This is a genomic window from Aeromicrobium sp. P2_G6 (assembly GCF_056403535.1).
Genome location: NZ_JBFUFH010000002.1, coordinates 289,356 through 303,002 on the forward strand (window position 1 = coordinate 289,356; position 13,647 = coordinate 303,002).

A 13,647-nucleotide genomic window follows, 5' to 3' on the forward strand; every position below is an offset into this window, starting at 1 on the left:
GCAGTGACCGCGCAGGTTAACGGGAGGTAACCTGACGCTCATGCCTGACAAGAACGTGTCCGACAAGCCCTGGGTGATGCGCACATACGCCGGTCACAGCTCGGCGGCGGAGTCCAACGCGCTCTACCGCCGCAACCTGGCGAAGGGGCAGACCGGACTCTCGGTCGCCTTCGACCTGCCGACGCAGACCGGCTACGACCCTGATCACGAGCTGAGCAGGGGAGAGGTCGGCAAGGTCGGCGTGCCGATCCCGCACCTCGGTGCGATGCGGCAGCTGTTCCACGACATCCCACTCGACGAGATGAACACGTCGATGACGATCAACGCGACCGCGATGTGGCTGCTCGCGATGTACCAGGTCGCCGCCGAGGAGCAGGGCGTCGATCCCGCAGCGCTGTCGGGCACGACGCAGAACGACATCATCAAGGAGTACCTCTCCCGCGGCACGTACGTCTTCGGGCCGGCGCCGTCACTGCGCCTGACGACCGACATGATCGCCTACACCGTCAGCGCGATCCCGAAGTGGAACCCGCTCAACATCTGCAGCTACCACCTGCAGGAGGCGGGCGCGACGCCGACGCAGGAGCTCGCGTACGCCCTCACGACCGCGATCGCCGTGCTCGACGCCGTCCGCGACTCGGGGCAGGTGCCGGAGGACGAGTTCGAGAACGTCGTCGGACGCATCTCGTTCTTCGTCAACGCGGGCGTGCGATTCGTCGAGGAGATGTGCAAGATGCGCGCCTTCGGACGGCTGTGGGACGAGATCACCCGTGAGCGCTACGGCGTGCAGGACCCGAAGATGCGCCGCTTCCGCTACGGCGTGCAGGTCAACTCGCTGGGCCTGACCGAGGCGCAACCCGAGAACAACGTCCAGCGCATCGTGCTGGAGATGCTCGGCGTGACCCTCAGCAAGGACGCCCGGGCACGTGCCGTCCAGCTCCCGGCGTGGAACGAGGCGCTCGGGCTGCCGCGTCCGTGGGACCAGCAGTGGTCGCTTCGCCTGCAGCAGGTCCTGGCGTTCGAGTCCGACCTGCTGGAGTACGACGACATCTTCGAGGGCTCGGTCGTCGTCGAGGCCAAGGTCGCCGAGCTGATCGACGGAGCCAAGGCCGAGATCGACCGGGTCCAGGCGATGGGTGGCGCGGTTGCCGCCGTCGAGTCTGGCTACATGAAGCAGGCCATGGTGGCGTCCCACTCGGAGCGGCGCGCCCGCATCGAGGCCGGGGAGATGAAGGTCGTGGGGGTCAACTCCTACACGGAGACCGAGCCGTCACCCCTCACGGCTGACCTCGACACCGCGATCATGACGGCCGACCCGGAGGCCGAGGCCAATGCGATCGCCGACGTCAAGGCCTGGCGCGAGCAGCGCGACCAGGCTGCCGTCGACGAGGCGCTCAACCGCCTGCAGCGCGAGGCCAAGTCCGACACCAACCTGATGGAGGCGACGCTCGACGCCGTACGCGCGGGAGCAACCGTCGGCGAGTGGGCCGGCGCGTTGCGCCAGGTGTTCGGCGAGTACCGAGCGCCCACGGGCGTCAGCGGAGTCGGCAGCATCGCCGAGGCCGGCGCGGAGCTGTCGGCCGTACGCGAGAAGGTGCGGCGCACCGGCGAGGAGCTCGGCACGCGCCTGCGTTTCCTGGTCGGCAAGCCCGGGCTCGACGGTCACTCCAACGGTGCCGAGCAGATCGCCGTACGTGCGCGCGACGCCGGCTTCGAGGTCATCTACCAGGGCATCCGCCTGACGCCCGCGCAGATCGTCGCGGCTGCTGTGGCCGAGGACGTGCACTGCGTCGGGCTGTCGATCCTGTCCGGCTCGCACATGGAGCTCGTCCCCGACGTCCAGAAGGCCATGGCCGAGTCCGGCATCGGTGACATACCGCTGATCGTCGGCGGCATCATCCCCGAGTCCGACGCGCGCAAGATGGAGGCCGCCGGCGTTGCTGCCGTCTTCACGCCCAAGGACTTCGGCATGACCACGATCATGGACCGCATCGTCGACGAGATCCGCAAGGCCAACGATCTGAGCTGACGAACGTGGCTGTTTACCAGGAGAACCTGGTAAACAGCCACTCCTCCGGGCAAATTTGCCCGGTGAAGTGTTGGTTTACCAGGTTCTCCTGGTAAACCGCGCAGGTCAGTTCAGGCCGCGGAAGTCGGACGGCAGGCCGCCTCCCGCGACGATGTCGGTCGTGAGGTCCTGCAGGGCCATGAGCGCGACCGACTGGGCCCACGGGCCGTACGAGACGCGGGCCACGCCGAGCTCCTCCATGCGCGCCAGCGGCACGGATCCGACGCCACCCATGAGGCTCAGCTTCTGCGGTCCCCACGCGTCGACGAACGCCTTGATGTCGTCCTCCGACACCTTGCCGGGAACGAACACCACGGGAGCACCCGTGGCGAGGTAGGCGCGGCCGCGCTCGATCGCATCGGCGAGCACCTCGTCATGCGGCTTGTCTCCGGCGCGGAGGAACGCGTCGGTGCGCGCGTTGAGCACGAAGTCGATGCCCTCCTGCTGCGCCGCGTTGAGCACGGCCTCGACCGCGTCGACAGCCTCGTGGATCGGCTTCATCTGGTCCTCGAGGTTGCACCCGACGACGCCGACCCCGATGGCCTTGAGCGTGGTCTCCCGCGGGTTGCCGTAGCCGGCCTCGAGGTCCGCCGTGACGGGCAGGTCGGTGGCTGCGACGATGCCGCCGACGGCCTCGATCATGAGCTCGACGGGGATGTTCTCACCGTCGGCGTATCCGTACGACGCGGCGATCGAGTGGCTCGCGGTGGCCAGGGCGGTCACGCCCTCGACCTCGGAGACGACGCGAGCGCTGATGGCGTCCCACACGTTGACGAGCTTGAGCAGCTTGGGGTCGGTGTGCAGGGCGAGCAGGGTCTGGGCCTGGGCAGCGAGTTCAGTCATGACGACAACGGTACGGTCACGCCCGCTGGCTGGCGACGCTCGCCCACGTGACGGCCTGGTCGGCACGCGATCGTTGCGAGGGCCACGGCGGCCGTCGCGGCGAAGGCACCACGCAGGCCGAGAACGCCGGACGCAGCACCCACGACGGCAGGACCCGCGATGCCGCCGAGGCCCAGGAAGAACACGACCATGCTGAATCCCGCGGCATGGTCGCGGTCGAAGGTGTGGAAGCTCCACAACGCCAACAGGGCGGCGGTGGCCATGAACGTGGGGCCGAAGACAACTGCGGAAGCCACGACGACCACGACCTGCCCGGGCGCGATGGACAGCAGCGCAATACCGGCGGCGAGAAGCCCGAACAGGACCAGATGCGATCCGCGCAGGCCGAGGCGGCGAAAGAGCACGGGAGCTGCGACTCCCGCCGTACCTGCGACGCCCAGAAGCGTCCAGAACGCGGCCCCCGTCGATCCCGTGCCGATGAGGTCGACCGCGAACGTCCAGTAGACGGAGCCGACCGCCCCGTACGAGAGCGCGGCGATGCACAAGGGAATCGCCGCGCGACGGCGCAAGCGGGCCAAGGTCGCACCGAGCGTTGACGACTCGCGTGAGCCGGTGACGCCCTTCGGCAGGACGACCGCGTTGATCACCGTCACGGCGACAGCGATCAGCGTGAACGCGGCCCACGTCATGCGCCAGTCTTCGGACGGTGTGGCGAGCGCGAGCCCCCCGGCCACCGCGACGCCGAACGCGGTTCCGGAGGAGATGATCGCCAGAGCGCGTTCGGCACGTTCGGACGTCAGCATCGCGGGCGCCACCTCCGAGTACGGCGCCCAGACCCAGCCGGCGCTCGTCCCGGCCAGCACGACGCCGATCACCATGACGACGACGGAATCGGCGAGCGCGACAAGCGCCATGCCGATGGCCGCCGAGGCTCCTGCGCTGAGGATCATGAGGCGCGGGCCGAACCGACTGACGAGGGTGCCCACCAGGACGACCGCGGCCAGGTATCCGACATAGCTGAGGCTGCTGATCAGGCCGAGCTGCGCCGTCGAGAGCCCGAACTCGCGCCGCAGCTCCGGGAGGAAGAGCCCGTAGCCGTAGCGCGCAAGGCCGAAACCCACACCGATCGCGGACAGGCCCGCGACCACGAGTCGTACCTCCTGGCGTCGTCCACCTGCCGCGAGTGAGTTGTCCATACCTCCATGGTGGGTGCGCGCTCCGGCCTCAACCAGTGGCGTAAATGACACGATCCGATAGATTTACGCCATGGCCACCATTGACCCCATACGCGTCGTGGTGCCGGTTCTGGAGCACACCTCGTTGTTCGAGCTGGCCGTCCCGGTCGGGGTCTTCGGGCTCCCTCTGGGAGCGGACGGCGGCGGGTGGTACGACCTGACGATGTGCTCGACCAGTCCGGCGACGCATCATGCCGTGGGCGGGTTGCGCCTCCAGACCGAGCGAGGCCTCGACGCGATCCTCGACGCCGACCTCGTGGTGGTTCCTGCCCCCTTCATGAAGGGCTACGAGCAACCACGCGCCCTCGTCGAGCACCTGGCCGAGGCGCATGCCCGTGGGGCGCGCATCGCGGGGATCTGCTCGGGGGCTTTCATCCTCGCCGAGGCGGGGCTGCTCGACGGCCGCGAGGCGACGACCCACTGGATGTACGCCGAGGAGCTGCGTCGCCGCTTCCCCGCGGTGCGAGTCAGCGAGGATGCCCTGTACGTCGACGAGGGGTCGGTCCTGACCAGCGCCGGCACCGCGGCCGGCCTCGACCTGTGCCTGCACATCGTGCGCAAGGACTTCGGATCGGCGCGCGCCATGGAGGTGAGCCGCAGGATGGTGGTGGCGCCTCACCGGGAAGGTGGGCAGAGCCAGTACGCCCCGGCGCGGCTGCCCGAGTCCGACGACGCCTCGGGGCTGGCGCCGGTCCTGGACTGGGCCTCGAACCGGCTGGCAGAGACGATCACCGTCGACGACCTCGCTGCCCAGGCAGGGATGAGCACCCGGACGCTGGGGCGGCGCTTCGTCGAGCAGATCGGCACGACGCCGGTGCGGTGGCTCAACCAGCAGCGACTGGACCGGGCGCGGGCGCTGCTGGAGACCACCAACTTCCCGATCGATCGCGTCGCGCGCGAGAGTGGGCTCGGCACCGAGAGCAACCTGCGCCAGCACTTCAGAGACCGGCTCGACACGACACCCTCGGCGTACCGCCGGGCGTTCAGCCAGCCGGTCAACCAACCGGGTGTGACGACCAGGGGATGACTTTGGCCAGCCACACCTTCGTGGTCCCGCACACGGCGGTGCCCTAGGCTCGGGCTACCGCTCAGGCGGCGATCTGGTCGCTGGTCTTCTGCTTCTTCTTGACCTTGACGAGCTTGCGCTTCTTGACGGTGTAGCCCTCGGGAAGTGTGCCCTTCTTCATCATGCGGATGGGACACCGTTTGCAGGCAGGCTTGCTGCTGCAGCACTTCTTCTTGGGTGTCGGGGGCACAGGCCTAGGATACCAGCGTGAGGTGAGGCTCGCCTAAGGCGAGAGAATGGGAGTTCGGACACATGGCAGCACCAGCGTTCGTCGCGAAGCTCAATGAGCAGCTCGGCCACGAGTTCAGCGCGCACCAGCAGTACGTCGCGATCGCGGCCTACTACGACGCTCTGACGATGCCGCAGATGGCTGGGCTCTTCTACCAGCAGGCGATCGAAGAGCGCGACCACGCGATGATGATGGTGCAGTACCTCCTCGACGCTGACGAGACGCCCATCATCCCCGCGCTCGATGCCCCCAGGGTCGACTTCGCCGATGTCGTGGAGCCGGTCACCGCCGCGCTCGCGCAGGAGAAGCGCGTCACGGACCAGATCAACGAGCTGACCCGCATCGCCCGCGACAACCACGACTACGCGTCCGACCAGTTCATGCAGTGGTTCATCAAGGAGCAGGTCGAAGAGGTCTCCAAGATGAGTGACCTCCTGGCCGTTGTCACGCGATCCAAGGACGACTACGAGCGCATCGAGGACTGGGTTGCCCGTGAGGAGAAGGACGCCGGTGGCGACCCGACCGCACCGCCCATCGCCGGTGCCTAGAGCCCTCCTCATCTGCTGCGTCGTCCTCGTGGCGACGTTGTCGGCCTGCGGCAAGGACGCCGAGAGCTCCTCGTCGGACGCCACGGATCTGACGATCACGGTCGTCGCTGACGAGGGTGCCGACCCCCAGACGTACGAGCTGAAGTGCGACCCGCCCGGCGGCGACCACCCGCAACCGGCCCAGGCCTGCAAGGCGCTCGATGCCGCCGGCGCGAAGGTGTTCGAGCCGGTCGCGAAGGATCAGGCCTGCACGCAGCTCTACGGCGGCCCGCAGACCGCGACGGTCAAGGGCACCTACCAGGGCGACGACATCGACGCCGACTTCGCACGCACCAACGGCTGCGAGATCGACCGCTGGGAACAGCTCGGCACCACGTTCTTCAACGTCCCGTTGCAGTAAGCCGCCGGCGGCTAGAACAGCCTGAGGCTCGGGTCGTCGATGCCGCGGAGCTCGTCGTAGTTCACGACCACACACTCGATGCCGCGGTCTGTCGCGAGCGTGCGCGCCTGGGGCTTGATCTCCTGGGCCGCGAAAATCCCGCGGACGGGTCGCAGCGAAGGATCCCGGTTCATGAGCTCGAGGTAGCGCGTCAGCTGCTCGACGCCGTCGATGTCGCCGCGGCGCTTGATCTCGACTGCGACGGAGCTGTTGGAGCCGTCCTTGCAGAGCAGGTCCACCGGCCCGATCGCGGTCATGTACTCCCGGCGTACGAGGCTCATGCCGGCCCCCAGCGCGGTCGTGTGCTCGGCAAGGAGCTCCTGGAGGTGCTTCTCGACGCCGTCCTTCTGGAGTCCGGGGTCGATCCCGAGCTCGTGTGCCGAGTCGTGCAGGACCTCCTCGATGCGTATGCGCAGCGTGTCGTCGGTCTTGCCGGCGGTCACGGTCCACTCGGTGACACCGTCGTCGGCGAGTCCCTCGCGCAGCGTGCATGGCGGGCTCATCCAGTTGAGCGGCTTGTAGGAGCCGCCGTCGGAGTGGATCAGCACCGAGCCGTCGTTCTTGACCATGATGAGTCGGGTGGCGAGGGGGAGGTGGGCGGCGAGCCGGCCGGCGTAGTCGACCTGGCATCGCGCGATGACGATCCTCAAGTCACATCCTCGTGAGCGTGCCGAGCTTGAACACGAGGGTCTCGCCCTCGATCTTGCCGGGGTCGGTGTTGCCGTCGTCCCCGATGAGGGAGACCGTCGACCCGTCCACGGTGTACTTGCCGACGCGGAAGTCGGTCACGCCCTCGAAGTCCTCGACGAACGTGCCATCCTCGTGGAAGTGCACGACCCACTTGGCATCGACGTCGTGCCAGTCGCCCACGAGCTCGGATGCGGCATCGCTCGTCGGCTCCGACGTCGGCGTCGCCGCGCTGCCGGTGGTCGTCTCGGTGGCGGTCGGCTTGTCCGTCGGGCTGTCACTCTTGCCACACGCGCCCAGCACTAGCAGAGCAAGGCCCACGATGGCTGTAACCATCGTCATACGTCGATTCATCGTTCTCCCATGGAGCCAACGGCAGGGTCAGGTTAGTCTGACACGACCCGCTTATTACTCAGGAGTAGCCATGCAGGAAATCGTCGAAAGACTCGGCGCGAGCGACCGCAACGCCGACATCGCCCGCACCTTGCTGCTGCCCTACCTCAACCACGCGGCCACGATGTACGAGAGTGGCTACGCGACTCACGACGACATCGACGCCGCCATGCGCTTTGGCTGCGGCTACCCGATCGGCCCGTTGGCGTTGATCGACGCGCTCGGCCCGCAGGCCGTCGCGACCGGTCTGGAGAAGCTCTACGCCGAGACCGGCGACGAGCTGCACCAGCCCGTCAGCATCCTGACGCAGATGGCCTCCGACGACACGACCTTCGCGCAGGCCGTCGGCGAGGACGAGGTCGATGCACCCCAGCTGCGCCACGACATCGAGACGGTCGGCGTCGTGGGCACCGGCACGATGGCGTCAGGCATCGTCGAGGTCTTCGCCAAGGCCGGCTATGACGTCGTGTACGTCGGGCGCAGCGCCGACAAGCTCGACGGCGTCCAGGCCCGCATCACCAAGAGCCTCGACAAGGCGATCTCGCGCGGCAAGCTCGACGAGGACGGCAAGTCGGCGGTGCTCGCGCGGCTCAGCGGATCGACGGAGCGTGAGGCGCTGGCCGGCGCCGACATCGTCGTCGAGGCGATCGCCGAGGACCTCGACGTCAAGCTCGAGCTGTTCCGCGATCTCGACCGCATCGCCAAGCCCGGCGCGATCCTTGCCACCACCACGTCCTCGCTGTCGATCACCTCGTGTGCAGAGGTCACCGCGCGGCCGCAGGACGTCATCGGCATGCACTTCTTCAACCCGGCCCCCGTCATGAAGCTCGTCGAGGTCGTGACCGCCGACGAGACGACGCCTGAGGTCGCCGAGACCGTACGCGCGCTGTGCCTGTCGATCGGCAAGCACCCGGTCTCCTGCGGTGATCGGGCGGGCTTCATCGTCAACGCGCTGCTGTTCCCCTACCTCAACGACGCGATCAAGCTCCACGAGGCCGATGGCGGTTCGCTCACCGAGATCGACGACGCCATGAAGGCGAGCAAGCTGCCCATGGGACCGTTCGAGCTGCTCGATGTCGTCGGCAACGACGTGTCGCTCGCGATCCAGGAGACCTTGGTCAGCACGTTCGGCCACGCGGGCTGGTTGCCGGCACCGACTCTGGAGCGTCTGGTCGCTGACGGAAAGCTCGGTCGCAAGACCGGAGCAGGCTTCCACACGTACTGATCGGCCAAAAGTTACGCGGATCGGGAAAGAGTTCTTTTTCCTGCGACGCCGGTAACTACCGCGTGCTCACCTCGTTGCACTGTCCATAGGGGTTCTCGGACAGGAGCAAGCGATGATCGGCATGTCACCCGTGATCGTGGCTGCGCGCATGGTGCGCATCGCAGCCGCAGTCTGCGCGGTTGGTTTGCTGATCGGCTACTTCGCGGTCGCGTCGTTCGCGAGCCGATACGGCTCCACGACACCGATGATTCTCGACAGCAAGAGCAGCGAGACGGCGTTGTCGACGGCGATCGCCGCACAGGAGTCAGCCGGGCTTCGGTGCAGCGAGAAGCCCACCCTGACTGACGTCGTGCTGTTCCAGGCTGAAGGGGCGGACGAGGTCACGATCCTCACGTTCGAGCAGGCGATCAAGGCGTCGAGCGCCCGAGAAGGCTGGATCAGGCGCTACTGCGCCTGACGCTGTTCGCGGCTCCGTAGACTGGGTTCATGTCCCGTCGTCGCGTCGCCCACCGCGTGCACCCGCCGCTGCGGACCACGACGGAGCAGGTCGAGGACAAGTCCGACGGCTCCTGGTACGTCCGGAAGCTCCGCGGCTCGGGCGCGGCCAAGGACTATCGCTGTCCGGGTTGCGACCAGCTGATCCGGCCGGCGACCCCGCACGTCGTGGCGTGGCCGGTCCAGAAGGCGCTGCTGAGCGAGGCAGCGATCGACGAGCGCCGGCACTGGCACACGGCCTGCTGGGCCAGGAAGCACTGAGAGGCACGCCCCAGATGACCGAGAAGATCCGAGGCAACTCCGTCCTGCCCGCCCGGCGGGAGCCGATCACCCTCGAGACTGCTGACGGCGTCAACCTCGTGGGGGAGCTGGCGCTGCCGCTGGAGGGCGATCCCGTGGCGACGATGATCTGCCTGCACCCGCTGCCGACGCACGGCGGCATGATGGACAGCCACCTGTTCCGCAAGGCGTCCTACCGGCTTCCTGCGCTCGCCGGCATCGCCGTCCTACGGTTCAACACGCGCGGCACGTCGAGTGTGCAGGGCACGAGTGGCGGGACCTTCGACAATGCCGTCGCCGAGCGCTTCGACGTCGCCGCCGCGGTGGAGTACGCCGAGTTCGCCGACCTGCCACACGTATGGCTCGTGGGCTGGTCGTTCGGCACGGACCTCACGCTGATGTACGGTCTCGAGCCCGTCGTCGAGGGTGCCGTGCTGCTGTCGCCGCCGCTGCGGAACGCGACTCCCGAGCACCTCCAGGCCTGGGCCGACTCCGGCAAGCCGGTCACAGCGCTCATCCCGGAGCACGACGACTACCTGCAGCCGGCCGCGGCCCGCGAGGGCTTCGCCGCGATCCCGCAGGCGGAGATCATCGCCGTCGACGGCGCCAAGCACCTGTGGGTCGGCGACTCCGAGCGCGTGCTTGACGAGATCACCCGCAAGCTGGCGCCGGGCGTCCCGGTGCCGCTGCCGGACACCTGGGACGGCCCGATGGAACGTGCCGATTCCTCGGCCTACCGCGACCGCACGGTCGCAGCATTCAAAGACGTTCCCCGCTGAGCCCAGCTGACTAGCGGGTCTTCTCCTCGACCTCTTCGTCGACGGCCTCGAACACGGCAGTGTCATCGGAGTCGTCCTCGGCAGCCTTGGACTGCTCGGACTTCGGCTCTGCCTTCGTCTCAGCCTTCGGCTCGGACTTGGCCTCCTCAGCCGCGGGCTTGTCGGCCTTGGGCTCTGCCTTGTCCTTGGGGTCGCTGTCCTGGACGGCAGTCGGTGCGAACGTCGAGACGATGTCGCGCAGCTGACCCATCTGGGCCATGATCCCGTCGCGCTTGCGCTGCAGCTCCTCGACCTCGGACCGCAGGACCCGGGTCTGGCGCTCCGCGTCAGTCGTCGCGCTGACCCGGATGTGCTGGGCCTCGGCGCTTGCGCCGGACACGAGCTGGCTGGCCTCGGCCTTGGCGTTGTCGAGCAGGCGAGCGGCTTCAGCGCTGGCGTTGTCCCGGGCCTTGGCGGCCTGGTCCATGATGTCGCGCGCGCGGTCGTCGGCAGCCTTGGCTCGGGTCTCGGCGTCCTTGACGAGCTTGGCGGTCTGCTCGGTTGCGGACGCGTGGTTCTCGGAGGCTTCGCGGGCGAGGCGCTCCTTCTCGACGGCGAGCACGCGGCGGGCCTCGGTCACCTCGCGGTCGGCGGCGGCACGAGCCTGCTCGACCTCGCGGGTCGCACCGAGACGCATGTTCTGGGCGTCCTGCTCGGCAGCGAGCTTGAGCTGGGCCGCTTCGCGCTCGGCGTGAGCGCGGAGGTCCTCGGTGTGGGCGATCGCGTCGGCGTGCATCGCCTCGGCGTCCTCGAGGAGCTGCTTGCGCTTCTCCTCGAGCTCGATGACGGCGCGGCCGCGCATCTCCTCGGCCTCGTGGTTGGCGGTGGCGCGGACGATCGCGGCTTCTTCCTCTGCCTTCTTGACCAGCTCGTCGGCCTCGCGCACGGCGCGGTTGCGTACGTCCTCGGCCTCCTGCTCGGCGAGGCCGAGCAGCTGGGCGGCGTGGTTGCCCAGGCCGGTGTAGGTCGGCTTCTCGACGGCTTCGACGCGGTCCTTGAGCTTCTCGATCAGGTCGCGCAGGTTGCTGTTCTCGGACTGGACCGCCTTGAGGCTCTCGGCGGCCTTCTGGAACTCGGCGGACTGGGTGCGAACCCAGGCGTCCACGGCATCGCTGTCGTAGCCGCCGCGGCGGGCGAGCGGGAAGGAAGCGTCGCCGGACTTCTCGGCGGCGTCGAAGATGGACAATCCGGACTGGTCGGACATGCTGTTCCCATTCGTGAAAGAGAGGGGGTTGTCAGGTGTGGGGTCCACCATACCTGCCGGAAAGGAGCATCAACACGGCCGATCTGCCCCTTCCCGACACGGCCGTCCAGAGTACGGACAGAGGCCTCAGACCCCTCGACAGCGCCGATGTGTTCCTCGGGGTCTTCGTTCCTCAGATCCCTCGGAACCTGTTGATCTTGTCGAGGTGCACGGCCCGCTTCTCGGCGTCGCGGACGCCCAGACCCTCCTCGGGAGCCAGGCACAGCACGCCGACCTTGCCCTGGTGGAGGTTGTGATGCACGTCGAGCGCGGCCTGGCCGGTCTCGGCAAGGGGATAGACCTTCGAGACCGTCGGGTGGATCAGACCCTTGTCGATCAGACGGTTGGCCTCGAAAGCCTCACGGTAGTTCGCGAAGTGCGAGCTCTTGATCTGCTTGAGGTTCATCCAGAGGTAGCGGTTGTCGTACTGGTGCATGTAGCCCGACGTCGACGCACACGTGATGATCGTGCCGCCCTTGCGCGTGACGTAGACGCTGGCACCGAACGTCTCGCGGCCCGGGTGCTCGAAGACGATGTCGGGGTCCTCGCCGCCGGTGAGCTCGCGGATCTTGGACCCGAGGCGCTTCCACTCCTTGGGGTCCTGGTTGTTCTCGTCCTTCCAGAACTTGTAGCCCTCGGCGGAGCGGTCGATCACGTGCTCGGCGCCGAGCGAGCGCACGATGTCGGCCTTCTCGGGCGAGGAGACGACACACACCGGGATCGCGCCGCCGTTGAGTGCCATCTGCGTGGCGTACGAGCCGAGGCCGCCGGACGCCCCCCAGATCAGGACGACATCGCCCTGCTTCATGTTGGCGCCGTTCTTGCTGACCAGCTGGCGGTACGCCGTGGAGTTCACCAGGCCGGGGCTCGCGGCCTCCTCCCACGAGAGGTGGTCGGGCTTGGGCATGAGCTGGTTGGACTTGACGATCGCCAGCTCGGCGAGGCCGCCGAAGTTGGTCTCGAATCCCCAGATGCGCTGCTGGGGGTCCATCATCGTGTCGTCGTGGCCGTCGGGTGACTCCAGCTCGACCGAGAGGCAGTGGGCGACGACCTCGGCGCCGGGCTTCCACGCCGTGACGCCGGGGCCGGTGCGGAGGACGACGCCGGCCAGGTCGGAGCCGACGACGTGATACGGCAGGTCGTGACGCTTGGTGTACTCGCTCAGGCGGCCGTAGCGCTCGAGGAATCCGAACGTCGACACGGGCTCGAAGATCGAGGTCCACACGGTGTTGTAGTTGATCGCGCTCGCCATCACCGCGACGAGTGCCTCCCCGGGGGCGAGCTCGGGAATCGGCACGTCGTCGAGATGGAGGCTCTTGCGCGGGTCCTTGTCGCGGCTCGCGAGGCCTTCGAACATGCCGACCTCGTCCTTGTGGACGGTGATCCCCTGGTACGTCTCGGGGAGCGCGATGTTCGCGAAGTCCTCGGGGGAGGTGTCGCCGGCCTGGATGGCGTCAAGAATGTTCTGCACGTCTGAAGTCCTTCGGTCGGGGTCTCCGCGATGTTACTAAGCGTTAACTTTCCCGGCTATGGACTGTGATCCGGAACTCAGTGTGATGCGGCCGGTTCCACCAGCTCGACCAGCACGCCCCCGGCGTCCTTCGGGTGCACGAAGTTGACGCGTGAGTCGGAGGTGCCGCGCTTGGGGGCGTCATAGAGGAGCCGGACGCCGCGTTCGCGGAGGATCGCCGAAACCGCTTCGATGTCGGCCACGCGGTAGGCGAGCTGCTGGATGCCCTGGCCGTTGCGCGCGAGGAACTTGGCGATCGTGGACTCGTCGCTGAGCGGCGCGAGGAGCTGGATGCGCTGGTCGGAGTCGCCGACCGCGAGCATCGCCTCGCGTACGCCCTGCTCCTCGTTGATCTCCTCGTGCACGGAGTGCAGTCCGAACGTCGAGGCATAGAACTCGAGGGCGTCGTCGAGGTCAGGCACCGCGATGCCGACGTGGTCGATCGCGAGGAGGAGGTGGTCTGGAACAAGGGGACTGTCGGGCATGGAGACGAGGGTATGGCACCCGACTGGCATCGCGGCGTGATCCATCGCACAGAAACCGGCACGGACGTTACCTCTGAGTAAAGT

Annotated in this window: 16 protein-coding genes; 8 read left to right on the forward strand and 8 right to left on the reverse strand. The window is 67.8% G+C overall.

Annotation, left to right across the window (positions count from 1 at the left end; genetic code table 11):
• Window positions 1-40 precede the first annotated feature (40 nt).
• Window positions 41-2,029, forward strand: a complete 1,989-nt coding sequence (locus AC1DVU_RS07865; protein ID WP_476921883.1) for a protein meaA — start codon at window positions 41-43, stop codon at window positions 2,027-2,029.
• A gap of 105 nt (window positions 2,030-2,134) precedes the next feature.
• Here AC1DVU_RS07865 and AC1DVU_RS07870 read toward each other — a convergent pair whose 3' ends face one another.
• Window positions 2,135-2,911: an isocitrate lyase/PEP mutase family protein gene (locus AC1DVU_RS07870; RefSeq protein ID WP_476921884.1), complete on the reverse strand. Its 777-nt coding sequence runs from the start codon at window positions 2,909-2,911 to the stop codon at window positions 2,135-2,137.
• Window positions 2,908-4,107, reverse strand: a complete 1,200-nt coding sequence (locus tag AC1DVU_RS07875) for a YbfB/YjiJ family MFS transporter (RefSeq protein ID WP_476921885.1) — start codon at window positions 4,105-4,107, stop codon at window positions 2,908-2,910. The genes AC1DVU_RS07870 and AC1DVU_RS07875 overlap by 4 nt, the downstream gene beginning before the upstream one ends.
• A gap of 70 nt (window positions 4,108-4,177) precedes the next feature.
• Between AC1DVU_RS07875 and AC1DVU_RS07880 the strand changes: the two genes are divergently transcribed.
• Complete coding sequence (locus AC1DVU_RS07880; RefSeq protein ID WP_476921886.1) at window positions 4,178-5,173, forward strand: GlxA family transcriptional regulator; 996 nt, start codon at window positions 4,178-4,180, stop codon at window positions 5,171-5,173.
• Window positions 5,174-5,234: 61 nt separating this feature from the next.
• On the opposite strand, the gene AC1DVU_RS07885 is transcribed toward AC1DVU_RS07880, so the two are convergent.
• Complete coding sequence (locus tag AC1DVU_RS07885; RefSeq protein ID WP_476921887.1) at window positions 5,235-5,402, reverse strand: hypothetical protein; 168 nt, start codon at window positions 5,400-5,402, stop codon at window positions 5,235-5,237.
• A 62-nt stretch (window positions 5,403-5,464) separates the two neighbouring features.
• Between AC1DVU_RS07885 and AC1DVU_RS07890 the strand changes: the two genes are divergently transcribed.
• Window positions 5,465-5,989: a ferritin gene (locus AC1DVU_RS07890; RefSeq protein ID WP_476921888.1), complete on the forward strand. Its 525-nt coding sequence runs from the start codon at window positions 5,465-5,467 to the stop codon at window positions 5,987-5,989.
• Complete coding sequence (locus tag AC1DVU_RS07895) at window positions 5,982-6,389, forward strand: SSI family serine proteinase inhibitor (protein ID WP_476921889.1); 408 nt, start codon at window positions 5,982-5,984, stop codon at window positions 6,387-6,389. Before AC1DVU_RS07890 ends, AC1DVU_RS07895 begins: the two co-directional genes overlap by 8 nt.
• An 11-nt stretch (window positions 6,390-6,400) precedes the next feature.
• Here the strand turns inward: AC1DVU_RS07895 and nucS are convergent, their stop codons facing one another.
• Both nucS and AC1DVU_RS07905 read right to left on the reverse strand, forming a co-directional pair.
• The gene (gene nucS / locus AC1DVU_RS07900; protein ID WP_476921890.1) at window positions 6,401-7,078 is read right to left on the reverse strand and encodes an endonuclease NucS; all 678 of its coding nucleotides are present in this window, start codon (window positions 7,076-7,078) and stop codon (window positions 6,401-6,403) included.
• A 1-nt stretch (window position 7,079) separates the two neighbouring features.
• Complete coding sequence (locus tag AC1DVU_RS07905) at window positions 7,080-7,457, reverse strand: hypothetical protein (RefSeq protein ID WP_476921891.1); 378 nt, start codon at window positions 7,455-7,457, stop codon at window positions 7,080-7,082.
• Between the two features lie 82 nt (window positions 7,458-7,539).
• Here AC1DVU_RS07905 and AC1DVU_RS07910 point away from each other — a divergent pair, with 82 nt between their 5' ends.
• From AC1DVU_RS07910 to AC1DVU_RS07925, 4 genes are all read left to right on the forward strand, one after another.
• Window positions 7,540-8,733, forward strand: coding sequence for a 3-hydroxyacyl-CoA dehydrogenase family protein (locus tag AC1DVU_RS07910; RefSeq protein WP_476921892.1), 1,194 nt, complete (start codon window positions 7,540-7,542; stop codon window positions 8,731-8,733).
• 112 nt (window positions 8,734-8,845) lie between these two features.
• On the forward strand, window positions 8,846-9,190 hold the full coding sequence (locus AC1DVU_RS07915; protein ID WP_476921893.1) for a hypothetical protein: 345 nt from the start codon (window positions 8,846-8,848) through the stop codon (window positions 9,188-9,190).
• A 29-nt stretch (window positions 9,191-9,219) separates the two neighbouring features.
• Complete coding sequence (locus AC1DVU_RS07920; RefSeq protein ID WP_476921894.1) at window positions 9,220-9,489, forward strand: hypothetical protein; 270 nt, start codon at window positions 9,220-9,222, stop codon at window positions 9,487-9,489.
• Window positions 9,490-9,503: 14 nt separating this feature from the next.
• Window positions 9,504-10,286, forward strand: coding sequence for an alpha/beta hydrolase (locus AC1DVU_RS07925; protein WP_476921895.1), 783 nt, complete (start codon window positions 9,504-9,506; stop codon window positions 10,284-10,286).
• A 10-nt stretch (window positions 10,287-10,296) separates the two neighbouring features.
• Here the strand turns inward: AC1DVU_RS07925 and AC1DVU_RS07930 are convergent, their stop codons facing one another.
• The 3 genes from AC1DVU_RS07930 to mce all read right to left on the reverse strand — a co-directional run bounded on the left by AC1DVU_RS07930 (window position 10,297) and on the right by mce (window position 13,563).
• Complete coding sequence (locus tag AC1DVU_RS07930; protein ID WP_476921896.1) at window positions 10,297-11,529, reverse strand: prolipoprotein diacylglyceryl transferase; 1,233 nt, start codon at window positions 11,527-11,529, stop codon at window positions 10,297-10,299.
• Between the two features lie 172 nt (window positions 11,530-11,701).
• Window positions 11,702-13,039, reverse strand: a complete 1,338-nt coding sequence (ccrA, locus tag AC1DVU_RS07935; RefSeq protein WP_476921897.1) for a crotonyl-CoA carboxylase/reductase — start codon at window positions 13,037-13,039, stop codon at window positions 11,702-11,704.
• 77 nt (window positions 13,040-13,116) lie between these two features.
• Complete coding sequence (gene mce / locus AC1DVU_RS07940; RefSeq protein WP_476921898.1) at window positions 13,117-13,563, reverse strand: methylmalonyl-CoA epimerase; 447 nt, start codon at window positions 13,561-13,563, stop codon at window positions 13,117-13,119.
• Window positions 13,564-13,647 lie beyond the last annotated feature (84 nt).

What these genes read in the sequence shown, in the direction of transcription:
- AC1DVU_RS07865 (WP_476921883.1), top strand. Translation starts at nt 41, where the DNA reads ATGCCTGACAAGAACGTGTCCGACAAGCCCTGGGTGATGCGCACATAC.
- AC1DVU_RS07870 (WP_476921884.1), bottom strand. Translation starts at nt 2,911, where the DNA reads ATGACTGAACTCGCTGCCCAGGCCCAGACCCTGCTCGCCCTGCACACC.
- AC1DVU_RS07875 (WP_476921885.1), bottom strand. Translation starts at nt 4,107, where the DNA reads ATGGACAACTCACTCGCGGCAGGTGGACGACGCCAGGAGGTACGACTC.
- AC1DVU_RS07880 (WP_476921886.1), top strand. Translation starts at nt 4,178, where the DNA reads ATGGCCACCATTGACCCCATACGCGTCGTGGTGCCGGTTCTGGAGCAC.
- AC1DVU_RS07890 (WP_476921888.1), top strand. Translation starts at nt 5,465, where the DNA reads ATGGCAGCACCAGCGTTCGTCGCGAAGCTCAATGAGCAGCTCGGCCAC.
- AC1DVU_RS07905 (WP_476921891.1), bottom strand. Translation starts at nt 7,457, where the DNA reads ATGACGATGGTTACAGCCATCGTGGGCCTTGCTCTGCTAGTGCTGGGC.
- AC1DVU_RS07910 (WP_476921892.1), top strand. Translation starts at nt 7,540, where the DNA reads ATGCAGGAAATCGTCGAAAGACTCGGCGCGAGCGACCGCAACGCCGAC.
- AC1DVU_RS07915 (WP_476921893.1), top strand. Translation starts at nt 8,846, where the DNA reads ATGATCGGCATGTCACCCGTGATCGTGGCTGCGCGCATGGTGCGCATC.
- AC1DVU_RS07920 (WP_476921894.1), top strand. Translation starts at nt 9,220, where the DNA reads ATGTCCCGTCGTCGCGTCGCCCACCGCGTGCACCCGCCGCTGCGGACC.
- AC1DVU_RS07925 (WP_476921895.1), top strand. Translation starts at nt 9,504, where the DNA reads ATGACCGAGAAGATCCGAGGCAACTCCGTCCTGCCCGCCCGGCGGGAG.
- AC1DVU_RS07930 (WP_476921896.1), bottom strand. Translation starts at nt 11,529, where the DNA reads ATGTCCGACCAGTCCGGATTGTCCATCTTCGACGCCGCCGAGAAGTCC.
- mce (WP_476921898.1), bottom strand. Translation starts at nt 13,563, where the DNA reads ATGCCCGACAGTCCCCTTGTTCCAGACCACCTCCTCCTCGCGATCGAC.